17 protein-coding genes are annotated in these 22,484 nt (G+C 71.7%); 15 read left to right on the top strand and 2 right to left on the bottom strand.

All coding sequences use genetic code 11. From position 1 onward, the window contains the following. Nucleotides 1-81 precede the first annotated feature (81 nt). Entirely contained in the window at nt 82-1,245 is a 1,164-nt protein-coding gene (locus OG393_RS08415) for a cysteine desulfurase family protein (RefSeq protein WP_327374001.1), read from the top strand. On the opposite strand, the gene OG393_RS08410 is transcribed toward OG393_RS08415, so the two are convergent. Further along, nucleotides 1,238-1,891, bottom strand: a complete 654-nt coding sequence (locus tag OG393_RS08410) for an N-acetylmuramoyl-L-alanine amidase (protein WP_327374000.1) — start codon at nt 1,889-1,891, stop codon at nt 1,238-1,240. The genes OG393_RS08415 and OG393_RS08410 overlap by 8 nt on opposite strands. Nucleotides 1,892-1,952: 61 nt before the next feature. On the opposite strand from OG393_RS08410, the gene mnmA reads away from it, so the two are divergent. The 14 genes from mnmA to OG393_RS08340 all read left to right on the top strand — a co-directional run bounded on the left by mnmA (nt 1,953) and on the right by OG393_RS08340 (nt 21,216). Beyond that, nucleotides 1,953-3,083 carry a tRNA 2-thiouridine(34) synthase MnmA gene (mnmA, locus tag OG393_RS08405; RefSeq protein ID WP_327373999.1) on the top strand — a complete coding sequence of 377 codons (1,131 nt, stop codon included), beginning with the start codon at nt 1,953-1,955 and terminating at the stop codon, nt 3,081-3,083. Between the two features lie 357 nt (nt 3,084-3,440). Then, on the top strand, nt 3,441-3,830 hold the full coding sequence (locus OG393_RS08400; RefSeq protein WP_327373998.1) for a hypothetical protein: 390 nt from the start codon (nt 3,441-3,443) through the stop codon (nt 3,828-3,830). Next, a complete protein-coding gene (locus OG393_RS08395) occupies nt 3,827-5,635 on the top strand; it encodes an alpha/beta hydrolase (RefSeq protein ID WP_327373997.1) in 1,809 nt (602 codons plus the stop codon). Before OG393_RS08400 ends, OG393_RS08395 begins: the two co-directional genes overlap by 4 nt. After that, nucleotides 5,632-6,216, top strand: coding sequence for a hypothetical protein (locus tag OG393_RS08390; protein WP_327373996.1), 585 nt, complete (start codon nt 5,632-5,634; stop codon nt 6,214-6,216). Before OG393_RS08395 ends, OG393_RS08390 begins: the two co-directional genes overlap by 4 nt. A gap of 14 nt (nt 6,217-6,230) precedes the next feature. Continuing rightward, nucleotides 6,231-6,929 carry an SDR family oxidoreductase gene (locus tag OG393_RS08385; RefSeq protein WP_327373995.1) on the top strand — a complete coding sequence of 233 codons (699 nt, stop codon included), beginning with the start codon at nt 6,231-6,233 and terminating at the stop codon, nt 6,927-6,929. A 28-nt stretch (nt 6,930-6,957) separates the two neighbouring features. Then, a complete protein-coding gene (locus OG393_RS08380) occupies nt 6,958-7,974 on the top strand; it encodes a methionine synthase (RefSeq protein ID WP_327373994.1) in 1,017 nt (338 codons plus the stop codon). A gap of 33 nt (nt 7,975-8,007) precedes the next feature. Further along, nucleotides 8,008-10,194, top strand: a complete 2,187-nt coding sequence (ligA, locus tag OG393_RS08375; protein WP_327373993.1) for an NAD-dependent DNA ligase LigA — start codon at nt 8,008-8,010, stop codon at nt 10,192-10,194. Between the two features lie 232 nt (nt 10,195-10,426). Further along, nucleotides 10,427-12,541, top strand: coding sequence for a putative bifunctional diguanylate cyclase/phosphodiesterase (locus OG393_RS08370; RefSeq protein WP_327373992.1), 2,115 nt, complete (start codon nt 10,427-10,429; stop codon nt 12,539-12,541). Between the two features lie 106 nt (nt 12,542-12,647). Beyond that, entirely contained in the window at nt 12,648-12,944 is a 297-nt protein-coding gene (gene gatC / locus OG393_RS08365) for an Asp-tRNA(Asn)/Glu-tRNA(Gln) amidotransferase subunit GatC (RefSeq protein ID WP_028813792.1), read from the top strand. 5 nt (nt 12,945-12,949) lie between these two features. Beyond that, nucleotides 12,950-14,443, top strand: coding sequence for an Asp-tRNA(Asn)/Glu-tRNA(Gln) amidotransferase subunit GatA (gatA, locus tag OG393_RS08360; RefSeq protein ID WP_327373991.1), 1,494 nt, complete (start codon nt 12,950-12,952; stop codon nt 14,441-14,443). A 5-nt stretch (nt 14,444-14,448) separates the two neighbouring features. After that, the gene (locus OG393_RS08355; RefSeq protein WP_327378355.1) at nt 14,449-14,682 is read left to right on the top strand and encodes a hypothetical protein; all 234 of its coding nucleotides are present in this window, start codon (nt 14,449-14,451) and stop codon (nt 14,680-14,682) included. A 16-nt stretch (nt 14,683-14,698) separates the two neighbouring features. After that, nucleotides 14,699-16,201 carry an Asp-tRNA(Asn)/Glu-tRNA(Gln) amidotransferase subunit GatB gene (gatB, locus tag OG393_RS08350; RefSeq protein WP_327373990.1) on the top strand — a complete coding sequence of 501 codons (1,503 nt, stop codon included), beginning with the start codon at nt 14,699-14,701 and terminating at the stop codon, nt 16,199-16,201. A gap of 271 nt (nt 16,202-16,472) precedes the next feature. Then, complete coding sequence (locus OG393_RS08345) at nt 16,473-18,572, top strand: phosphocholine-specific phospholipase C (RefSeq protein ID WP_327373989.1); 2,100 nt, start codon at nt 16,473-16,475, stop codon at nt 18,570-18,572. Between the two features lie 295 nt (nt 18,573-18,867). Continuing rightward, a complete protein-coding gene (locus OG393_RS08340) occupies nt 18,868-21,216 on the top strand; it encodes an MMPL family transporter (protein ID WP_327373988.1) in 2,349 nt (782 codons plus the stop codon). Nucleotides 21,217-21,347: 131 nt separating this feature from the next. Here the strand turns inward: OG393_RS08340 and OG393_RS08335 are convergent, their stop codons facing one another. Beyond that, nucleotides 21,348-22,247 carry a chitosanase gene (locus OG393_RS08335; RefSeq protein WP_327373987.1) on the bottom strand — a complete coding sequence of 300 codons (900 nt, stop codon included), beginning with the start codon at nt 22,245-22,247 and terminating at the stop codon, nt 21,348-21,350. Nucleotides 22,248-22,484 lie beyond the last annotated feature (237 nt).

Genomic DNA, 22,484 nt, shown 5'->3' with positions numbered 1-22,484 from the left:
CCCGGGTGGTCGCCGTGCGCCGGGGGTGCAAACCGGCCAGGGGCCCGAGGCGCGACAGCGGCCTCGTAGAATCGACCCACCATGGCTTACCTCGACCACGCGGCCACCACGCCCATGCTTCCCGAGGCGATCGAGGCGATGACCGCCCACCTCGCCGTCACGGGCAACGCCTCCTCGTTGCACGCCGCCGGACGACGGGCGCGCCGTACCGTCGAGGAGGCCCGGGAGACACTCGCCGCGGCACTCGGCGCCCGGCCCAGCGAGGTCGTCCTCACCTCCGGCGGCACCGAGGCCGACAACCTCGCGGTCAAGGGTCTGTACTGGGCCCGGCGTGCCGCCGAGCCCCGTCGCACCCGTGTCCTGTGCGGCCCCGTCGAGCACCACGCGGTCCTCGACGCCGTCGACTGGCTCGCCACCCACGAGGGCGCCACGGTCGAGTACCTGCCCGTCGACCGGTACGGCAGGGTCCACCCCGCCGACCTGCGCGAGGCCATCGCCCGCGACCCGGGGAACGTCGCGCTCGCCACCGTGATGTGGGCGAACAACGAGATCGGCACGATCATGCCCGTCCGGGAACTCGCGGACGTCGCGCTCGAGTTCGACGTGCCGCTGCACTCCGACGCCGTGCAGGCCCTCGGTCAGATTCCGGTCGACTTCGCGGCCTCCGGGCTCGCCGCCATGACCGTCTCCGGCCACAAGATCGGCGGTCCCTACGGCATCGGCGCGCTGCTGCTCGGCCGCGATCAGAGCCCCGTGCCCGTCCTGCACGGCGGCGGGCAGGAGCGCCGGGTGCGCTCCGGCACCCTCGACGTGCCCGCCGTCGCCGCCTTCGCCGTCGCCGGTGGCCTCGCCGCCGAACGGCGCGAGGACTTCGCCCGGGAGATCGGCTCCCTGCGCGACGACCTGGTCGCGGCCGTCCTCGCCGCCGTCCCGGACGCGATCCTCGGCGGCGACCCGGTCGACCGGCTCCCCGCCAACGCCCACTTCACCTTCCCCGGCTGCGAGGGTGACTCCCTGCTCCTGCTGCTCGACGCCCAGGGCATCGAGTGCTCGACGGGCTCCGCCTGCACCGCGGGCATCGCCCAGCCCAGCCATGTGCTCCTCGCCACCGGCACCGACCCGGACCTGGCCCGCGGCACCCTGCGCTTCAGCCTCGGCCACACCTCCACCAAGGAGGACGTGGCGGCGGTCGCCGGGGCGATCGGACCGGCCGTCGAACGGGCCCGCACCGCCGGCCTCAGCTGAGCCTGGCGGACTCCGCCTTCACGAGCTTCAGGTAGCGCGGCCAGTCCCAGTGCGGACCGGGGTCGGTGTGGTCCGTCCCCTCGACCTCCGCATGCCCGATGATGTGCTCCCGGTCGACGGGGAGCTCGTAGCGGAAGCAGATGTCCGCGGTCAGCCGGGCCGATCCCGCGTACATCGCCGCCGTGAAGTCCCGGGGCCGGTCCACGAAGCCCTCGTGCTCGATGCCGACGCTCCGCTCGTTCACGTCGCGGTTCCCGGCGTGGAAGGCCACGTCGAGCTCGCGGATCATCTGCGTCACATGCCCGTCCTTGCGCACCACGTAGTGCGTGGCGGCACCGTGCCCCGGGTTCTTGAACGCCTTCAGGGCGCTGCCGTAGCTGCCCTGGACGACGTGAATCACCACACGGTCGATGACGTAGTCGTCGGGCCGGTCGGCCCGCCGCCAGTTCGCCCGCGCCGCCGTCGTCCACTCCGCGCTCCGGTAGTCCAGCTCGCCCTCCACCCGCTTCCTCCGCGTGCCCGGCAGCCGCCACCAGGCACGGAGCAGCTCCTCCCGGGCCAGTACGGCCGTGCCGGCCACCGCGACCCCGCCGCCGAGCAGCACCGCGCGGCGCCCGACCCCCCTCGTGGCTTTCTCTCTCCCCATGTGATCATCAACGCTTACGCACGCGACCACGGTTCCCGACGCCCCGTACCCTGGTAGGGCTATGACTACGACTCCCTCCCGCCCCCTCCGTGTCCTGGCCGCCATGTCGGGCGGCGTGGACTCCGCCGTCGCCGCCGCCCGGGCCGCCGAAGCCGGGCACGACGTGACCGGGGTCCACCTGGCGCTCTCCGCGAACCCGCAGTCCTTCCGCACCGGCGCGCGCGGCTGCTGCACCATCGAGGACTCCCGCGACGCCCGACGGGCGGCGGACGTCATCGGCATCCCCTTCTACGTCTGGGACCTCGCCGAGCGTTTCCGCGAGGACGTGGTCGACGACTTCGTCGCGGAGTACGAGGCGGGCCGCACTCCCAACCCGTGCCTGCGCTGCAACGAGAAGATCAAGTTCGCGGCACTGCTCGACAAGGCCCTCGCCCTCGGCTTCGACGCGGTCTGCACCGGCCACTACGCGACGGTCGTCCCGCGCGAGGACGGCACCCGCGAGCTGCACCGCGCCTCCGACATGGCCAAGGACCAGTCGTACGTGCTGGGGGTGCTCGACGAGAAGCAGCTGGCGCACGCCATGTTCCCGCTGGGCGACACGCTGACCACCAAGGACGAGATCCGGGCGGAGGCCGAACGGCGCGGGCTCGCGGTCGCGAAGAAGCCCGACAGCCACGACATCTGCTTCATCGCCGACGGCGACACCCAGGGCTTCCTCGCCTCCCGGCTGGGCAAGGCGGAGGGCGACATCGTCGACGAGACCGGTACGAAGGTCGGCAGCCACGAAGGCGCCTACGGGTTCACCATCGGCCAGCGCAAGGGCCTGCGGATCGGACACCCTGCCGCGGACGGCAAGCCCCGCTACGTCCTCGACATCTCGCCGGTGAACAACACGGTGACCGTGGGACCGGCCGAGGCGCTCGACGTCACCGCGCTCACCGCGATCAAGCCGCGCTGGTGCGGCACCGCACCCGAAGGGGAGGGCCACTACACCGCCCAGCTCCGCGCCCACGGCGGCGAGACCGGGGTGACGGCCTCGCTGCGGGGCGGTGAGCTGGCGGTCGCCTTCGCCGAGCCGGTCCGCGGCGTGGCGCCCGGCCAGGCGATCGTGCTGTACGACGGCACGCGCGTGGTGGGCTCCGCCACGATCGCCACGACGACCCGCCACACGACGGCCACGACGACGGCCTGAGCTCCCCGGGACCCGGCCCCGGCGGTCCGCCGGGGCCGCTCGCGCTCCTCACCGACGACGTCACCACCGCCCTCGCCCGCACCGCCCTCGCCTGTCCGGAGTCGAGGGCGGTCTGAGCCGCGCGACCCACCGGCTGATCCCGCGGGGTGCGTACGGGCACTCTTGCGCCCCCTCGGAGCCCCTGCTACGGGATGAAGCGAATTCTCCGCCCGGAGCCCCTCGCCGACTGCGTACACGATCATGCGCTGCGCTAGTTTTGCGAAACGCGGAAACGAACGCGGATCGAACGGGGGAGCGGTGTCGTACTCGGAACGTTGGCAGGAACTGTTCGGCACGGCCGACGGGGGAGGGGCCGTCATGAGCCTCGCCTCGACGGCCCCTGAACCGGGCACAGCCGGGGGTGGCGGCGACAAGCTCAAGCACAGCGGCGGTCCCTGGACCAGCGCCTCCGCCACCGCCGCGGACCTGCGTACCAGCACGGAGACGAGCCGGTCGGCGCTCGGCCCCGGGCACGAGGGCATCGGGACGGCAGCCGCCGGCTTCGCCTCCGCCGGGTCCCTGCGCGCCGTGCTGACGTCCTGGGAGGAACGTCTCTCGGCCGTACGGGACGAGTGCGAACAGCTCACGGGGAGCCTGCGCACCGTGGCCAAGGAGATGGGCGAGACCGAGGTCGCGATCAGGAAGTCCTTCGCGGGCGCCGACCGTTCCGCCGACGGTTCCTCAGGCTCGGCGGGCGGCAGGCGATGACGGGGACTCTCACCTGGCAGCAGCTGCGCGACCTCAAGGTCTCCGAGTTCACGGACACGGGCGACACGTGGAACGAGGTCTCGGGCCGTGCGGACGCCGACCGCGTGCGGGTGGACCGCGCGATGTCCGCGAAGCTGCGCGAGACCCAGGAGAGCGAGTCGGCGGAGGCGGCGCTCGGCAGGCTCCGGCGGCTGAGCCGCAACTTCCGCTACGTGCACACCGAGAGCGGGCTCGTCCGCACCACGCTCAACGGCCTCGCCGCCGACCTCGCCGAGCCGCAGAACCAACTGAAGCAGGCCCTCGCCGACGCCGCGGCCCTCGACTTCACCGTCCACGAGGACGGTTCCGTCAGCTACCCGGCCGCCGAGGTCGAGGACCTGACCGGTGCGAGGAAGGAGGCCCCGGGCAGCAGCGTGCGGGGGAGCGCCCGCCTCCCGCTGGAGCCGCCCGGCTTCGGCGTCGGCGGGCAGTCGCCGCTGTACCCGGGCTACTCGGGCTTCACGCCGGTCAATCCGAACGCGGCGAAGGCACAGGACGTGGCGGACCGTGTCGCCCGCGCCGTACGGTCCGCGGCCGAGATCGACGCCCGGTACGCGAAGACCCTCGCCGGCCTCAAGGCGGAGAAGGGACTCGACGTCACCGAGGCCACGCTGAAGGACGTCCGCCGGGACACCGCGGACGTCCGCTCCACCGCCGGCACGTACCTCGGCGAAGCGGTTCCGGAGGACAGGAGCCCCGCCGAGCGCAAGCAGTGGTGGGACGGGCTGACCGACGAACAGCGCCAGGAGTACCTGGAGATCGCGCCCGACCTGATCGGCGGCCTGGACGGAATCCCTGCCGTCGCCCGCGACGAGGCGAACCGCGCCTACCTGCCGGTCCTCATGGACGATCTCGCACGCCGGGGCGGCGACGACGCGGGGACCAAGCTCGACGCCCTCCGCCTGATCCAGGACAAGCTGAACAAGCCGAGTGACCCGCCCATGTTCCTTCTCGGCATCGGCGACGAGGGAAACGGGCGTGCGATCGTCGCGTACGGCAACCCGGACTCCGCGAAGAACGTCTCGGCGTACGTACCGGGCCTGGGCACCAAGCTCGACGATGAGTTCGCCAAGGACACGATGAAGCGGGCGCAGGACACGGCCGTCGGCGCGCGGATCGTGGACCCGTCCAGTGCCGCGATCGTCTGGCTCGGCTACGACGCCCCGCAGAACGTCGACGTCATGTCGAAGGGCGACGCCGAACGCGGAGCCCCGGCGTACAACCAGTTCATGGCGGGGCTCTCGGCGACCAACGAGAACCAGGACCCTCATGTGACGGCGATCGGCCACTCCTACGGCTCCCTCACCGTCGGCGTGGCGGCCCAGCGGTCCGGTGGGATCCCGGGAGTGGACGACGTCATTCTCCTCGGAAGCCCTGGCGTGGACGCGCAGAAGGCGACGGAGCTCGGGGTCGGCAAGGACCACGTCTTCGTCGGCGCGGCCGACAACGACCCGGTCACCCACCTGCCGACGAAGGGCGAGGCGGCGCTCGGCTGGGTGCTGGGAGGCCCGGTGGGCGTCCTGGCCGGCCGGGATCTCTTCGACATCGGCGACGACGACGTGTACTTCGGCAAGGACCCGGCGAGCGAGGCGTTCGGAGCCCGCCGCTTCAAGGTCGATGACGGACCGAGGATGGTCCTCGAGGGTGGCGGGTTCGATGCCCACTCGCAGTACTTCACACCGGCGAAGGACCAAATCTCCGCGGACAACATCGCGACGATCGTCGGCGGACATCCCGAGGACATCGTGAGGGAGAAGCACCGATGACGGGCATGGCACGGACCGTTCGAACCCTGCTCGCGGTCGTCGTGACAGCCGGGCTGCTCGCTGCGTGCGGGCCGTCGGGCGACTCGAAGGACAGAAGTGGATCGGTGGAGCGCATGAACATGCAAGGAGCGGCGGAGCGTGCAGACGCCATGCTCGACGCAACGATCAGGGCGATCACGCCGGAAATCGTGTGGGTGCACGGCACGACCACCGCCGGGAGCTGTGACCTGTCCCGGCGTCGGACGGTGATGACCGTCATCGCGCCGCAGCGGCGTGGCAGCTTCCTTGGCGTCATTGAACGGTTCTGGATCAAGAGTGGCTACGAGATCACGGCGACGCACCCCAGCGCGGAGCGCCCCCGTCTCTACGCCGTCTCTACGGAGGGATTCGGGATCAGCGTGGTGTTCGGGCACGAAGGGCAGGCGTTCTTCGAGGTCGCCACCCCCTGCGTCACGGAGTCCGAGGTGGCCGAGCCCACGACGAAGCCCAACGGCCCCGCCTACCCCCTCGGTCAGATCCCGACCCCGAACGTGCGCTCCGACTTCTGGTCGGCCGCGGCTCCCGCCCCCGCCTCTTCCTGAGCGCGGGTGGGAGCATGGCTCCCATGGCAACTCATGTGATCACCGGAGCCGGCTCCGGCATCGGCGCGGCCGTCGCGCGGCGCCTTCACGCCCGTGGTGACGAACTCGTGCTGCACGCCCGCGACGCGGGGCGGGCCAAGGAACTGGCCGCCGAATTCCCCGGGGCCCGGACGCTGGTGGGGGACCTCGCCGATCCCGACCGGCTGTCCTGGGCGTTCTCCCACCAGACGCTGCCCGAGCGGGTCGACACGCTGCTGCACATCGCGGGTGTCGTCGACCTCGGGCCGGTCGGTGAGCTCACCCCGAAGACCTGGCACCACCAGTTGAACGTCAACCTCGTCGCCCCGGCCGAGCTGACCCGGCATTTCCTGCCGCAACTGCGCGTCTGCAAGGGACACGTCGTCTTCGTGAACTCGGGCGCCGGGCTCAACGCCCACGCCGAATGGGGTGCGTACGCGGCCTCCAAGCACGGCCTCAAGGCTCTCGCCGACGCCCTGCGCCACGAGGAGCACGCCCACGGAGTACGGGTCACCTCGGTCTACCCGGGCAGGACCGCGAGCCCCATGCAGGCGAAGGTGCATGCCCAGGAGGGGAAGGAGTACGACCCCTCGCGCTGGATCGACCCCGAGTCGGTCGCGACGGCGATCCTCACCGCGATCGACCTGCCGCACGACGCCGAGATCAACGACCTGAGCGTGCGACCGGGGCGGTAGTGCGGCCCGCGCCGCGTACGCTTCCCGGGTGAGCGAGACGAGCGACGAGAAGACCCCCTTCACCTGGGGCCCCGCCACCGGCGTCGGATCCATGCCCGGCGGGGACGCCAGGGAGGCCGCCAAGACCGTGGCGGGTTCCTTCGAGGACTTCCCCTTCCTGGCGGAGCTGCCCGCCCGTGGGCCCGGTGCCGACATGATCGGGCGGACCATCGGACTGCTCGTCGACATGTACGGGCACGTGGAGCCCAGCGGCTGGCGGGTCAGCGACCGGCCCGGTCGGGACACCCGGCGCGCCCGCTCCTGGCTCGGCGAGGACCTGGACGCCCTGGAGGAGTTCACCCAGGGCTACGAAGGACCCTTGAAAGTCCAGGCGGTGGGCCCGTGGACGCTCGCCGCCGCCCTGGAACTGCGCGGCGGCGAGGCCGCGCTGGGAGACGCCGGAGCCTGCCGCGACCTGGCGGGCTCCCTCGCGGAGGGGCTGCGCGGCCACCTCGCCGAGTTGCGCCGACGCGTCCCGGGTGCCCGTCTCGTCCTCCAGCTCGACGAGCCTTCCCTGACGGCCGTCCTGCGCGGGCAGGTCCGTACCGCGAGCGGATATCGCACCTACCGGGCCGTCGACCGGCAGGTGGTGGAGAGCACCCTGCGCGAGGTGTCCGGAGCTCACGACGGCCCCGTGGTCGTGCACTCCTGCGCGCCCGACGTGCCGTTCGCGCTGCTACGGCGGGCCGGTGCCGCCGGTGTCTCGTTCGACTTCGGACTGCTCACCGAGCGTGACGAGGAGTCGATCGGTGAGGCCGTCGAGGCCGGAACCGTCCTCTTCACCGGCATGGTGCCGTCGACCGACGCCGCATTGTCCGACCCGGGCGGTAGCGTCATGGGTGTCAGGACGCTGTGGCGCAGACTGGGGCTGAATCCGGGGACCCTCACCGAGTCCGTCGTGATCACCCCGACGTGCGGGCTCGCGGGTGCGTCACCCGCCTACGCCCGCGCGGCGCTCGCCCACTGCGCCCGGGCGGCGAGATCGCTCGCGGACAACCCTGAGTGACGGGTTTTCGAGGCAACGGGAGGACGAGTAACGGTGGCAGTCGAACAGGGGGCTCTGCCCGCCGAGGTGCGGGAGAAGCACGCCGACCTGGCCGAACAGGTCGAGGAGCACCGCTTCCGGTACTACGTGAAGGACCAGCCGGTCGTCAGTGACGGCGAGTTCGACAGGCTTCTGCGCGCCCTGGAGGCGCTGGAGGAGGAGTACCCGGAGCTGCGCACGCCGGACTCGCCGACCCAGAAGGTCGCCGGGCAGTACGAGACCGGGTTCACGTCCGTGGAGCACCGCGAGCGGATGCTCTCGCTCGACAACGCCTTCGACGACGAGGAGCTCGCCGCCTGGGCCGAGCGGCTCGCGCGGGACGTCGGCTCGCCCGGCTTCCACTACCTGTGCGAGCTGAAGGTCGACGGCCTCGCGGTCAACCTCACCTACGAGCACGGGCGGCTCACCCGGGCGGCGACCCGCGGCGACGGCCGCACGGGTGAGGACATCACCCCCAACGTCCGGACCATCGCGGACGTCCCGGACCGGCTGCACGGGGACCGCGTCCCCGACCTGGTGGAGATCCGTGGCGAGGTCTACTTCCCGATGGAGGCGTTCGAGGGGCTCAACGCCCGTCTCGTGGAGGCGGGTGACAAGCCCTTCGCCAACCCGCGGAACGCGGCGGCGGGTTCGCTCCGCCAGAAGGACCCCAAGGTCACCGCGACCCGCCCGCTCCACATGGTGGTCCACGGCATCGGCGCACGCGAGGGCTTCGACATCGACTGCCTCAGCCATGCCTACGAACTGCTGCGCGCTTGGGGCCTGCCCACCGCCCGGCACAACCGGGTGGTCGAATCCCTCGACGGAGTGCGGGAGTTCATCGCGTACTTCGGGGAGAACCGGCACTCCGTGGAGCACGAGATCGACGGGGTCGTCGTCAAGCTGGACGAGATCCCGCTGCAGGGCCGGCTCGGCTCCACGGCACGGGCCCCGCGCTGGGCGATCGCCTGGAAGTACGCGCCGGAGGAGGTCAACACCAAGCTGGTGGACATCAAGGTGGGCGTCGGGCGCACCGGGCGGGTCACCCCCTACGCGCAGGTGGAGCCGGTCACGGTCGCCGGCTCCGAGGTCGAGTTCGCCACCCTGCACAACCAGGAGGTGGTCAAGGCCAAGGGCGTGCTGATCGGGGACACCGTCGTGCTGCGCAAGGCCGGCGACGTGATTCCGGAGATCCTCGGTCCGGTCGCCGACCTGCGGGACGGCACCGAGCGCCCGTTCGTGATGCCGTCCGAGTGCCCCGAGTGCGGGACACCCCTACGGGCCATGAAGGAGGGCGACATCGATCTGCGCTGCCCCAACGCGCGGACCTGCCCCGCCCAACTGCGTGAACGCCTGTTCTACCTGGCCGGTCGGGCCTGCCTGGACATCGAGAACTTCGGTGCGGTCGCCGCCGCCGCGCTCACTCGCCCGCTGGAGCCCGCCGAGCCGCCGCTGGCCGACGAGGGCGACCTGTTCGACCTGACCATCGAGCGGCTGCTGCCCATCAAGGCGTACGTCCTGGACCAGGACAGCGGACTGCCCAAGAGGGACCCGAAGACGGGGGAGGCGAAGGTCGCCACCGTCTTCGCCAACCAGAAGGGCGAACCCCGGAAGAACGCGCTGGCGATGCTGGAGAACATCGCCGCGGCCAAGACCCGTCCGCTGGCCCGCTTCATCAACGGTCTGTCGATCCGTCATGTGGGTCCGGTCGCCGCCGAGGCCCTCGCCCGTGAGTTCCGTTCCCTGGACCGCATCGAGCAGGCCACGGAGCAGGAGCTGGCGGACGTCGACGGGGTCGGCGGGATCATCGCGGCGGCGGTGAAGCAGTGGTTCGCCGAGGACTGGCACCAGGAGATCGTGCGCAAATGGCGGGCCGCCGGGGTCCGGTTGGAGGACGAGGGCGCCGAGGAGGACCGGGGGCCGCGTCCGCTGGAGGGGCTGACGGTCGTGGTGACCGGCACCCTGCAGGAGTTCACCAGAGATGGCGCAAAAGAGTCGCTCCAGAGCCGCGGTGCGAAGGTGACCGGTTCCGTTTCGAAGAAGACCGACTTCGTCGTCGTGGGTGACAACCCCGGCTCCAAGTACGACAAGGCGATGCAGCTGAAGGTTCCGGTTCTGGACGAGGACGGCTTCTCGGTGCTGCTGGAACAGGGTCCCGAGGCCGCTCGGGAAGCGGCGGTTCCGGTCACCGGCTCACCCTGAGTACCACCCGAACCGCCCGCCCCACATCACCCGTTCGGGTCATACCAGACGGTGAGGGGTGACCGGGCCGCATTCGGGCAAGAGAGGGAGAGCGCCGCCCGTCGGAGCGCTCCGCGCCCTACTGTGGTGACGTGCGTCTGTCGACCACGGCCGCGTGGGGCTCCGGCGGTCGTGGTGGCATGGCAACGGCCCATCGCGTTGTAACGGCACCGCCGGCTGTGAGAGGGACGGAATGAAACCGACCGAGAGTGCCGCCCCGGTTCCCCGGCCGCCTGGCCGCGCGGCCATCGTGGGCATCGCCTCCGGGCTGCCCGGAGCCGTGGTGGCCGTCGCCGCCGTCGTGCTCGCGGTCGGCCTCTACCAGGGCGTGAGCACCGGACAGGGACTGTTCCCCGGCGACGCAGCGGGCTGGTCCCTCGCCGTTCTCACCGGCTTCATCGTCGGACACCTCGTCGCGCTCGGCCGCGACCGCTGGTGGGGCGGCACCGGGTCCGGCGCCGCCCTGACCCTCGCGGTCCTGCTCCTCTACGGCTGGGTCCCCGCCGGCCTCGTCTCCCTCGCCGTCGTGGTGCTGGTCGGCGCCGCCCGCCGCCACCGCTGGCGTCAGGGACTGCTGCACGGCGCGGCCGACGTCTTGGGAATCGGCGTCGCCGCCCTGGTCCTGGCGGCCTTCGGGGACGTCCCGTCCGTCGACCGCCCCTGGCAGCCACTCGACTGGACGATCGGCGACATCCCGGAGGTGGCGCTCTCCGCCGGCGCCTACCTCGTGGTGACCCGGCTCCTGCTCTGGTACGCCCTCGCACCGCAGGGCGCCTCCCTCCCCACCGCCACCCGGACGGCCCTGCTTCGGCAAGGTCTCGTCGCCGTCGCCCTGCTCGGCATCGCGCCGCTGATCTGTGTGGTCGCCGCCTCCCTGCCGGTACTGCTTCCCCTCTTCGCCGTCCCGCTCATCGCCCTCGACTCCACCCTGTGGATCGCCCGCGCCCGTGCCGAGGAGCAGCTCCGCGACCCGCTGACCGGGCTGCCCAACCGGCAATGGCTCCTGGAACGGACCTGGACGGCACTCGAGGAGGCCGAGGGCGTGGGGGCCCGGTCGGCCCTCGTCCTGATCGACCTCGACCGCTTCCGCTCGGTCAACGACACCCTCGGACACCTCGCGGGAGACCGCCTGCTGCTCCAGATCGCGGAACGGCTCAAGCTCGCCCTGCCGCGCGGGGCGGAGGCCGCACGGCTCGGCGGGGACGAGTTCGCCGTGCTCCTGCCGGCCGCCGACTCCACCACGAGCGCCCAGCGGGTCGCCCGCCACCTCGTCGCCGAACTCTCCTCCCCGCTCGACCTCGACGGCCTCACCCTCGTCCTGGAGGCCAGCGCCGGCGTGGCGGTCTTCCCGGACCACGCCCTCGACGCCGAGGGCCTGCTGCGCCGCGCCGACGTGGCGATGTACCAGGCGAAGCGCGACCGCACCGGCGTCGAGGTGTACGAGTCCAAACGGGACTCCAACACCCCCGACCGGCTCGGGCTCCTCGGCGACCTGCGCCGCGCGCTCGACGCCGGCGACGTCGAGCTGCACTACCAGCCCAAGGTCCGCTTCGACGGCCAGGTGGCCGGCCTGGAGGCGCTGGTGCGCTGGGTCCACCCCGAGCGCGGGCGCGTCCCCCCGGACGAGTTCATCGCCATCGCCGAGTCCTCCGGCCTGATGCCGCACCTCACCGAGTACGTCCTGGAGACCGCGCTCGCCCAGGTCGCCCGGTGGCGGGCCCAGGGCCTGAACGTCCCCGTCGCGGTCAACGTCTCCCCGCGCGACGTCCACACGCCCGGCTTCGCCGGCGCGGTCGCGGCCCGGCTCGCCCGGCACGGGGTCCCGGCCGGCGCGCTCCAGCTGGAGATAACCGAGCACGTGCTCCTCGAGGACCCGCAACGCGCCGCCGACACGCTCGCCGGCCTGACCGGCCACGGCGTGAAGATGTCCCTGGACGACTTCGGCACCGGCTACTCCTCGCTGGTGCACCTGCGGCGCCTGCCGGTCAGCGAACTGAAGATCGACCGCTCCTTCGTGGCCCGGCTCGCCGTGGACACCGAGGACGCCGAGATCGTCCGCTGCACCCTGGACCTGGCGCACTCGCTGGGGCTGCTCGTCGTCGCCGAGGGCGTCGAGGACGACGAGACCTGGGAGCGGCTGCGGGACCTGGGCTGCGACGCAGTCCAGGGCTGGCTGGTGGCCGCGGCCATGCCGCCCGCCGAGACCACGGCCTGGCTGCGCGCCCGTGGCGAACACGGCTGGCGCCGCCCTTCCGAGGAGGCCGCGGCGCTGGAGGCCGAGCAGCCCTCGGGCCAGGTGGTGCAGTAGGACGGGGCCCGTCCGGGCGGTGGAGCGCGAACCGTTTAACGGTCGGACCCCGCCGCCCCATAGGATTGGGCTCACACCACACGCACTCACCCCTGAGGATCGCTGCATGCCTGGCATCACGCGCGAGGAGGTCGCACACCTCGCACGGCTGGCGCGTCTGGAGCTGAAGGGCGAAGAGCTCGATCACTTCGCCGGTCAGCTCGACGACATCATCGGCGCGGTCGCCCGCGTCTCCGAGGTCGCCGACCAAGACGTTCCGCCGACCTCCCACCCGCTGCCGCTGACGAACGTCATGCGCGCGGACGAGGTCCGTCCGTCGCTCACCCCCGAGCAGGCGCTCTCCGGCGCCCCGGCCCAGGAGCAGCAGCGTTTCAAGGTGCCGCGGATCCTGGGGGAGGACTGATCAGCATGACGGACATCATCAAGCTCACCGCAGCCGAGATCGCGCGGAGGATCGCCGCCGGCGAACTCACCGCCGTCGAGGTGACCGAGGCCCACCTGGCCCGCATCGAGGCCGTCGACGAGAAGGTGCACGCCTTCCTGCACGTCGACCGCGAGGGCGCCCTCGCGCAGGCCCGCGCCGTCGACGAGAAGCGCGCGAAGGGCGAGAAGCTCGGCCCCCTGGCCGGCGTGCCCCTCGCCCTCAAGGACATCTTCACCACCCTCGGCGTCCCGACGACCGTCGGCTCGAAGATCCTCGAAGGCTGGATCCCGCCGTACGACGCGACCCTGGTGAAGAACCTCAAGGCCGCCGACGTCGTCATCCTCGGCAAGACCAACATGGACGAGTTCGCCATGGGGTCCTCCACCGAGAACAGCGCCTACGGCCCGACCGGCAACCCCTGGGACCTGACCCGGATCCCCGGCGGCTCCGGCGGCGGCTCCTCCGCCGCCCTCGCCTCCTACGAGGCACCGCTCGCCATCGGCACGGACACCGGCGGCTCCATCCGCCAGCCCGCGGCCGTCACCGGCACCGTCGGAGTCAAGCCGACCTACGGCGCGGTCTCCCGCTACGGCATGGTGGCCTTCTCGTCCTCCCTCGACCAGGGCGGCCCCTGTGCCCGTACGGTGCTGGACGCGGCGCTCCTGCACGAGGCCATCGCCGGCCACGACCCGCTCGACTCCACCTCCATCGACGCCCCGGTCCCGCCGGTCGTCGAGGCGGCCCGCAACGGCTCAGTCGCCGGCATGCGCGTCGGTGTCGTCAAGCAGTTCCGCGGCGAGGGCTACCAGGCCGGTGTCGTCCAGCGTTTCGACGAGTCCGTCGCGCTCCTCAGGGAGCTCGGCGCCGAGATCGTCGAACTGGACTGCCCGAGCTTTGACCTGGCGCTCTCGGCGTACTACCTGATCGCGCCGTCCGAGTGCTCCTCCAACCTCGCCCGCTTCGACGCCATGCGCTACGGACTGCGGGTCGGCGACGACGGCACGAAGTCGGCCGAGGACGTCACCGCGCTCACCCGTGAGGCCGGCTTCGGCGACGAGGTCAAGCGCCGTGTCATCCTCGGCACGTACGCCCTGAGCTCCGGCTACTACGACGCGTACTACGGCTCGGCCCAGAAGGTCCGCACCCTCATCACCCGTGAGTTCGAGCGGGCGTTCGAGGACGTGGACGTGATCGTCTCCCCGACGACCCCGACCACCGCCTTCCCGATCGGCGAACGAGCCGACGACCCGATGGCGATGTACCTCGCGGACCTGTGCACCATCCCGACCAACCTGGCGGGCAACGCCGCCATGTCGCTGCCCTGCGGCCTCGCGCCGGAGGACGGCCTGCCCGTCGGACTGCAGATCATCGCCCCCGCCATGAAGGACGACCGGCTGTACAAGGTCGGCGCCGCCGTCGAGGCCGCCTTCGTGGAAAAGTGGGGCCACCCGCTGCTCGAGGAGGCTCCGTCGCTGTGAGTGCCATGGCAAAGAAGGCGAAGAACTTCAAGAAGTCCAAGACCGGCCTGTACATCTCGCTGGCCAGCACCGCCTTCGGCGCGGTCAGCGTCGCCAAGCAGATCAAGCTGGCCCGTAACGACAACGACGTCCTGCGGCTGATGGACGCCGCGGTGTCCGCCGCCGCCATCGCGACCGGCCTGGCGATCCTGTACCGGGAGCTGAAGCGCCTGGGCGACGACGACGTCCTGCTGGGCTGAGAGGGAAAGTCTCACCGTGACCGTCACTGAACTGCTGTCGTACGACGCGGCCCTCGCGTCGTACGACCCCGTCATGGGCCTGGAGGTCCATGTCGAGCTGGGTACGAAGACGAAGATGTTCTGCGGCTGTTCGACCGAGCTGGGCGCCGAACCCAACTCGCAGACCTGCCCGACCTGTCTCGGCCTGCCCGGCTCCCTCCCGGTCGTCAACGCCATCGGCGTCGAGTCCGCCGTCAAGATCGGCCTCGCGCTGAACTGCGAGATCGCCGAGTGGTGCCGCTTCGCCCGGAAGAACTACTTCTATCCGGACATGCCGAAGAACTTCCAGACCTCGCAGTACGACGAGCCGATCGCCTTCGACGGCTATCTGGACGTCCAGCTGGAGGACGGCGAGATCTTCCGCGTGGAGATCGAACGCGCCCACATGGAGGAGGACACCGGCAAGTCGACGCACATCGGCGGCGCGACCGGCCGTATCCACGGCGCCTCGCACTCGCTGCTCGACTACAACCGGGCCGGCATCCCGCTCATCGAGATCGTCACCAAGCCGATCGAGGGCGCGGGCGAACGGGCCCCCGAGGTCGCCAAGGCGTACGTCGCCGAGCTGCGCGAGCTGATCCGCGCGCTGGGCGTCTCCGAGGCGCGGATGGACAAGGGCCAGATGCGCTGCGACGTGAACCTGTCGCTGCGCCCCCACGGCACCGCGACCTTCGGCACCCGCTCGGAGACCAAGAACGTCAACTCGCTCCGTTCCGTGGAGCGGGCGGCGCGCTTCGAGATCCAGCGCCACGCGGCCGTGCTGACCTCCGGCGGCACGATCGTGCAGGAGACCCGGCACTTCCACGAGGACGACGGCACCACCACGGCGGGCCGGATCAAGGACAACGCCGAGGACTACCGGTACTTCCCGGAGCCCGACCTCGTCCCGGTCGCCCCGTCCCGTGACTGGGTCGAGGAGCTGCGGGCCGTGCTGCCCGAGCTGCCGCGACTGCGCCGCAACCGGCTGCGCGAGGAGTGGGCCGTCTCCGAGCACGACATGCAGTCGATCCTCAACGCGGGTGCCGTCGACCTGATCGTCGCCACCACGGATGCGGGAGCCCCCGCGGACCAGGCCCGCAAGTGGTGGATGGGTGAACTGGCCCGTTCCGCGAACGAGTCGGGCAAGGCCCTGGACGAGCTGGCCATCACCCCGGCGCAGGTCGCCCGGGTGACCGAGCTGGTGGCCTCCGGCGACCTCACCGACAAGCTCGCCCGCCAGGTCATCGAGGGTGTCCTCGCGGGCGAGGGCGGCCCGGAGGAGGTCGTCGAGAAGCGCGGCCTGAAGGTCGTCTCCGACGAGGGCGCGCTCGGCACGGCCGTCGACGAGGCCATCGCCGGCAACCCGGCCATCGCCGACAAGATCCGCGGTGGCAAGGTCGCGGCGGTCGGCGCGCTGGTGGGCGCGGTCATGAAGGCGACCCGCGGCCAGGCGGACGCGGCCCGCGTGAAGGAGCTCATCCTGGAGCGCCTGGGCGTCTGACGAGGGCTGAGCCGGCCTCGCCGGACGAGCCGCGAGGGCGGCCGGCGCCGGAAGTCCGGTGCCGGCCGCCCTCGCGTGCGCGTCGGCGCCCCGTTCTCACACCGGTCCACATAGGCCGGGCCGGACGCGTCGAGCGCCCGCCCGGCCTCTCGGACGTTCACCACCAGGTCGTCACGGAGTCTTCCAGCGGACATCCGCTCTCACTACCGTCCCCGGCGGAACCCCCCAATGGCTCGAAGGCGAACCATGGGCCGTCGACTGGAGGTCGGTCTTGTCACCCGAGATTTCCCGCAGAAGGCTTCTCGCCCTGGGCGGCGGTGCCCTGGGCGTCGCCGCGGCCGGCTCGCTGCTTCCGCCGTCCCTGCAGGCCGCGATGGCGGCGGGGCCACCGTCCGGGGGGCTGGCGGCCGTCCGGCACGTGGTGATCCTGATGCAGGAGAACCGTTCCTTCGACCACTACTTCGGCACCCTCCGCGGCGTCCGCGGATTCGGCGACCGCAACGCCGTCGAACTGCCCTCCGGCACCACGGTGTTCGAGCAGCCCGCCACGGCCGGCCGGACCGTGCTGCCCTTCCCGATCCGCGACGCGGCCGAGACCCAGCGGAAGGACCTCCAGTACATCGGGGCCCTCGACCACTCCTGGAACGGCGGCGCCGCGGCCTGGCACGAGGGCTGGATGGACGGCTGGGTCACCGCCAAGACCGCCGCCACCATGGCGTACTACGACCGGCGCGACATCCCGCTCCACTACGAACTCGCCGACACCTTCACCGTCTGCGACGCCTACCACTCGTCCATCCACACCTCGACGAGCCCGAACCGCAACCACCTGTGGTCCGGCTGGACCGGCCACGAGGCCGACGGCAGACGGGCCGTCGGCAACGACGCCTACGCCGAGGCCACCCACCCCGGATACCCCTGGCCCACCTACGCCGAGCGACTCGAAGCGGCGGGCCGGACCTGGAAGACGTACACCGAGTGGGAGAACTTCACCGACAACAACATCGAGTTCTTCACCCGCTTCAAGGAGATCGCCCGCAAGGCGCTCGCCCCCACCGGCGGGCACACCTTCATGGAGTCCTTCTACTCCGCCGTCCGGGGTACGCGGGACGCCGCCGAGCGGGCCGCGCTGCTCGACTCCCTTGAGGAGGGCGTCGCCGCCCTCACGGACGCCGAGCGCTCCCTCTTCGAGCGCGGACTGCGCCGGGTGGAGACCGGCGGCCTCGCCGACGCCTTCCGCGCCGACGTGGCCGCCGGCACCCTGCCCGAGGTCTCGTACCTCGTCCCCTCCGCGATCGACTCCGAGCACCCCGGCTCCTCCTCCCCGATCGCCTCCGCCTCTCTGGTCTACCGAGTGCTCGACGCCCTCGGCGCGCATCCGGACGTCTGGCGCCACACCGTCGTACTGATCAACTACGACGAGAACGACGGCTTCTTCGACCATGTGCCGCCGCCCGTGCCGGCCGCCGGCGATCCCGCCGGCGACGCCGAGCGCTGGCAGGGGCGGCCCACCGGCCTGGGTGTCCGCGTCCCCATGCTCGTCGTCTCCCCCTGGTCGGTCGGGGGCTACGTCTGCTCCGAGACCTTCGACCACACCTCGGTGATCCGCTTCCTGGAGAAGCTCACCGGAGTCCGGGAGCCCCAGATCACCGACTGGCGGCGCGCCGTCACCGGCGACCTGACCTCCGCCTTCGACTTCCACCGTGCCCACCGGCAGCCCGAGGTCGAGCAGCCCGGCGCCGTCCCGCCCTTCACCGGCCGCTGGCGGCCCCAGCCACCGGCGATCCAGCGCATGCCGGTCCAGGAGCCGGGCCGCCGACCCGCGCGCCCCCTGCCCTATCAGCCGGACGCCTCCGCGACGGTCGAGCGCGGCGAGGTCACGGTCGCGCTCGGCAACAGGGGGAAGGCGAGCGCGCACTTCGCCCTGTACCCCTACGCGGGGGAGTTCCCCGTCCCCCAGCACCGGGACGTCCGGGGCACGGCTCAGTGGAAGGTCCCCGTCCCGGGGGACCATTACCGCTTCACGATCACCGGCCCGAACGGCTTCCGCCGCGAGTTCGAGGGCCCGGCCGCGGGGGGCGCCGAGCTCCGCTCGCACATCGACCACCATGATCGCGACCTGCACCTCATCGTCCGCAACACCGGCGGCACCCCGGTCTTCTTCACCGTCCGGCCGCTCGGCTACGTCGACGAGGACGACCTCGGCGACTGGACCCGCACGATCACCGTCAAGCCCGGCCGGACCCGCAGGGTCGTGCACTCGGCCGCCGACGCTCACGGCTGGTACGACGTCGAGGTGAGCGCCCCCGGAGGCTTCCGCAGGAGGCTGATGGGACACATCGAGAACGGCCGCCCGAGCGTCTCCGGCTGAGCGTCCGCCGGGTGGTCCTCGACCGGGCGGAAACGCCCCGGCACGCACGCTCCCGGTCGGAGGTCACCCGGCAGACCCGGCGCGGAGCCGGCGGGGGAGCCGCCGGGGCGGGTGGGAGAGCCGGGGCAGGGGTGAGAAGGGCAGGCCGAAGGGGCTCCCGTGCACCGCTGTGAGTAACGACACGAAAGGGGCAAAGGATCACGTAAGGCTGCGAGAGTGACCTGACGTAGGTCCATGTGTTCTTTGCGGGCTGTTCTCGATCAAAGAGCCACGAACCACCCAGGGAGCACCCCCTTTGGCAGCCATCGCACGGTGGTGCATCAAGCACCGCCTCGTCGCCGTACTGCTCTGGCTCGTCGCGCTCGGCGGCACCGTCGCCGGGGCGTCGCTCGCCGGCAGCGCGTACTCCAACGACTACGAGGTCCCCGGGACCGAGTCGGGCCGGGCCACCGCCCTCCTCGGCAAGGGCTTCCACGGCGCCGGCGGCGACAGCGACACCATCGTCTGGCACACCGACCGGGGCAGCGTCCGCGCCGGTGCCGTCGAGCAGCGCATGACCGGCATGCTCGACGAGGTCGCCCGGCTCCCCGGCATCGCCGCCGTCGCCTCCCCCTACGGGGACGACCCCGCGGCCCAGGCCCGGATCAGCCAGGACGGGCGGACCGCCTACGCCACCGTCACCTTCCGTGAACAGGCCGACGACATCCCCGCGACCGAGGCCCAGGCCCTCGTCGACACCGCCCGGCAGGCGGCCGACGACGGTGTCCGGGTGGAACTCGGCGGCAGCGCCGTCGCCCTGACCGAGGCGCCGGGCGGCCACATCGCCGAAGCCGTCGGCGTCGTCGTCGCGGCCGTCGTCCTCTTCCTGGCCTTCGGTTCCCTCGCCGCCTCGACGCTCCCCATCGCCACCGCCCTCGTCAGCGTCGGCACCGCCTACTCCGGGATCGTCCTCCTGGGACACGTCCTGACGGTCGCCGACTTCGCCCCCATGCTCGGCCTGCTCATCGGTCTCGGCGTCGGCATCGACTACGCGCTCTTCATCGTCACCCGACACCGCAAGGGCCTCAAACGCGGCCTGCCCGTCGACGAAGCGGCGAGGATCGCCGTCGCCACCACCGGCCGCGCGGTCGTCTTCGCCGGTGCCACGGTCTGCATCGCGTTGCTCGGGATGCTGATCCTGCGGCTCGGTTTCCTCAACGGGGTCGCCCTGGCCGCCTCGCTCACCGTCGTCCTGACGGTCGCCGCCTCCGTCACCCTGCTGCCCGCGCTGCTCTCACTCATCGGCATGCGGGCACTCAGCAGGCGCGAGCGCCGGCAGCTGGCCGAGCACGGACCGCAGCCCGAACTGCCCACCGGGTTCGCGGCCCGCTGGTCGGCCTTCGTCGAGCGCCACCCCAAGCTGCTCGGCGGGATCGCCGCCGTGGTCATGCTGGTCCTGGCCCTGCCGACCTTCTCGCTCCACCTGGGCACCTCGGACCAGGGCAACAACCCCGGCACGGCCACCACGCGCCAGGCGTACGACCTGCTCGCCGAAGGCTTCGGCCCCGGCGTCAACGGACCCCTCACCCTGGTCGCCGAGATCGACGGCGCCGACGACCGGGTCGCCCTCGCCGCCCTCCCCGCGGAGCTGGCGCACACCCGCGGCGTCGAGTCGGTCTCACCGGTCACCTACAACGGCGCCGGCGACACGGCCGTCCTGACCGTCGTGCCGGACTCCTCCCCGCAGTCGAAGGCCACCAGCGACCTCGTCGACCGGCTGCGGCAGGACGTCCTGCCCGCCGCCGAGAACGGCACCTCGCTGGACGTGCACGTGGGCGGTGTCACCGCCTCCTACGACGACTTCGCCGAGATCATCGTCGGAAAGCTGCCGCTCTTCGTGGGCGTCGTCATCGCGCTGGGCTGTCTGCTGCTCCTGCTCGCCTTCCGGTCCGTCGGCATCCCGCTGAAGGCCGCCCTCATGAACGTGGCCGCCGTCGCCTCCGCCTTCGGGGTCGTCGTCGCCATCTTCCAGTGGGGCTGGGGCAGCGAGCTCCTCGGCCTCGGCAGCGCGGGACCGATCGAACCCTTCCTACCGGTGATCATGGTGTCCGTCCTGTTCGGGCTCTCCATGGACTACCAGGTCTTCCTGGTCAGCCGGATGTACGAGGAGTGGCTGGAGACGGGCGACAACCGTCGTGCGGTCCGGGTCGGCCTCGCGGAGACCAGCCGGGTGATCAACTCCGCGGCGGTCATCATGATCTCCGTCTTCCTCGCCTTCGTGCTGAGCGGAGACCGGGTCGTCGCGATGTTCGGGATCGGGCTCGCGGCGGCCGTCGCCCTGGACGCCTTCGTGCTGCGCACCCTGCTCGTGCCGGCCCTCATGCACATGCTGGGTGGGGCGAACTGGTGGCTGCCGCGCTGGCTCGACCGCCGGATGCCGCGGATCAGCATCGAGCCGCCGGAGTGCCGCGCCGCCGCGGACGCCCGGGAGTCCCTCCCCGGCGAGGCCGATCCGGTGCCCACGGGCGCGGTCTCCGGGACCCTCTCCGACGCGTCCGCCCGGGGCGAGGACGGTGCGGCCGTGGCGCGCGCCACGATACCGTCGCAGCGTGCGACGGTATCGACCGCGGAGGACGACGAAGAGGTGCCCGGCACGGCGGGCTGAGCACGGCGCCCAGCCGGACGGCTCCCCCCGGGGGTGCCCCTTCCGGGGCCGGCGGCCACCGGCCGTGCCGGACGCCGTCATCCGGCCGGTGCGCCCGACGGGCCGGTCCGTGCGCCGGACTCGTGGGCCCGTCAGATCCGGTACGTCTGTCCGTAGATCGTCCACCGGAGCGGGGTGTCGAGGTCGAGGTTGCCTTCTGCGAGGAACTTCCGCAGGGCCGTGTCGACCCGGCTGGTGTCGTGGTCCAGGCGCTTCTCCTCGATGGCCCTGCGGTGCATGTCGAGGAACACGTCGAGGTAGTGCTCCTCGGTTCCGCCCTCCGCCGGGGTGTCCGCCTCCGCCAGGGCGCGTTCGCGGAGTTCGTAGAAACCGTTCTCGGTGGTGTCGGGACCGTGGAAGACCATCGCGTCGTAGTAGACGAACTGGCCCAGCGTGCCGAGGCCGTCGAGTTTGGCCAGGCGCACCGCGGGATCGAAGTAGACGCGGTCGCGTTCCACCCTCTGGGCCTCGCGGAACGCCTCGACCTTCGCCTCCGCCTTCCACGCCGCGGTGAAGCCGGGGTCCAGGCCCTCGTGCGAGTCCGTGCCGTCGACCGTGCGCAGGGCGGGGAGATAGCGGGCCAGGCCGTTGCCGGGGTACTTCTCGGTGTAGCGCTCGACGAGGGTGAGCAGGTCATGGGTGCCCGTGCAGAAACCGACGATTCCCGCGGTGTAGCCCTGTCCGTCTCCGATGTCCTTGACGGAGCCGTACGTAGTGCGCCAGTCGAGCGTGGAGTTGACCGCGCTCGCCACGATCTTGCCCGCCAGTTCCTTCTTCTTCGGCGCGGCCAGCCCCGGGGGCATGGCGGCGACCGCCGCGTCGTCGTCCGGGTCCTCCGCGGCGGCCTTCGCCTCCTGGCGGGAAGAGGGCGCCGCGGAAGCGCCCGACCCCATCGGTATGTCACTGTCCGGGTGGTCGGACGCGACGAGGTAGGCGATCGCCGTCACGAGGACGGGCAGGGTCGCGAAGAGCAGGCATCCGGCGCGTTTCATGGCGCATAGAGTAGTCGCGGGACTCGCACAGCCCTGCTACGGACGGATTCACGCTCCCGTCGAACCGAACCGGGGCCTCCCTGCGTCACTGCAGCGAGAGCACGGCCGAGAGCGAGGTCGGAATGCCCTCCGTGTGAATGACCCCACGGGGTTACGGATCGGTAGGCATCCGGGTTCGGCCAGTTTCGGCCAGATCTCAGACTTCACAGGAAATCCACAGCCGGCGAGAACATATTC

It is taken from the genome of Streptomyces sp. NBC_01216, assembly GCF_035994945.1.
Classification (GTDB): Bacteria; Actinomycetota; Actinomycetes; order Streptomycetales; family Streptomycetaceae; genus Streptomyces.
Note: the sequence above shows the minus strand (reverse complement) of the source record. Positions and strands in the feature narration are given on the sequence as shown.

Coding starts and splice junctions, on each gene's coding strand:
- OG393_RS08370 (WP_327373992.1), top strand. CDS start 10,427: ATGAAACCGACCGAGAGTGCCGCCCCGGTTCCCCGGCCGCCTGGCCGC.
- OG393_RS08385 (WP_327373995.1), top strand. CDS start 6,231: ATGGCTCCCATGGCAACTCATGTGATCACCGGAGCCGGCTCCGGCATC.
- OG393_RS08355 (WP_327378355.1), top strand. CDS start 14,449: ATGGCAAAGAAGGCGAAGAACTTCAAGAAGTCCAAGACCGGCCTGTAC.
- OG393_RS08410 (WP_327374000.1), bottom strand. CDS start 1,891: ATGGGGAGAGAGAAAGCCACGAGGGGGGTCGGGCGCCGCGCGGTGCTG.
- OG393_RS08395 (WP_327373997.1), top strand. CDS start 3,827: ATGACGGGGACTCTCACCTGGCAGCAGCTGCGCGACCTCAAGGTCTCC.
- OG393_RS08400 (WP_327373998.1), top strand. CDS start 3,441: ATGAGCCTCGCCTCGACGGCCCCTGAACCGGGCACAGCCGGGGGTGGC.
- OG393_RS08335 (WP_327373987.1), bottom strand. CDS start 22,247: ATGAAACGCGCCGGATGCCTGCTCTTCGCGACCCTGCCCGTCCTCGTG.
- mnmA (WP_327373999.1), top strand. CDS start 1,953: ATGACTACGACTCCCTCCCGCCCCCTCCGTGTCCTGGCCGCCATGTCG.
- gatA (WP_327373991.1), top strand. CDS start 12,950: ATGACGGACATCATCAAGCTCACCGCAGCCGAGATCGCGCGGAGGATC.
- OG393_RS08415 (WP_327374001.1), top strand. CDS start 82: ATGGCTTACCTCGACCACGCGGCCACCACGCCCATGCTTCCCGAGGCG.
- OG393_RS08390 (WP_327373996.1), top strand. CDS start 5,632: ATGACGGGCATGGCACGGACCGTTCGAACCCTGCTCGCGGTCGTCGTG.
- gatC (WP_028813792.1), top strand. CDS start 12,648: ATGCCTGGCATCACGCGCGAGGAGGTCGCACACCTCGCACGGCTGGCG.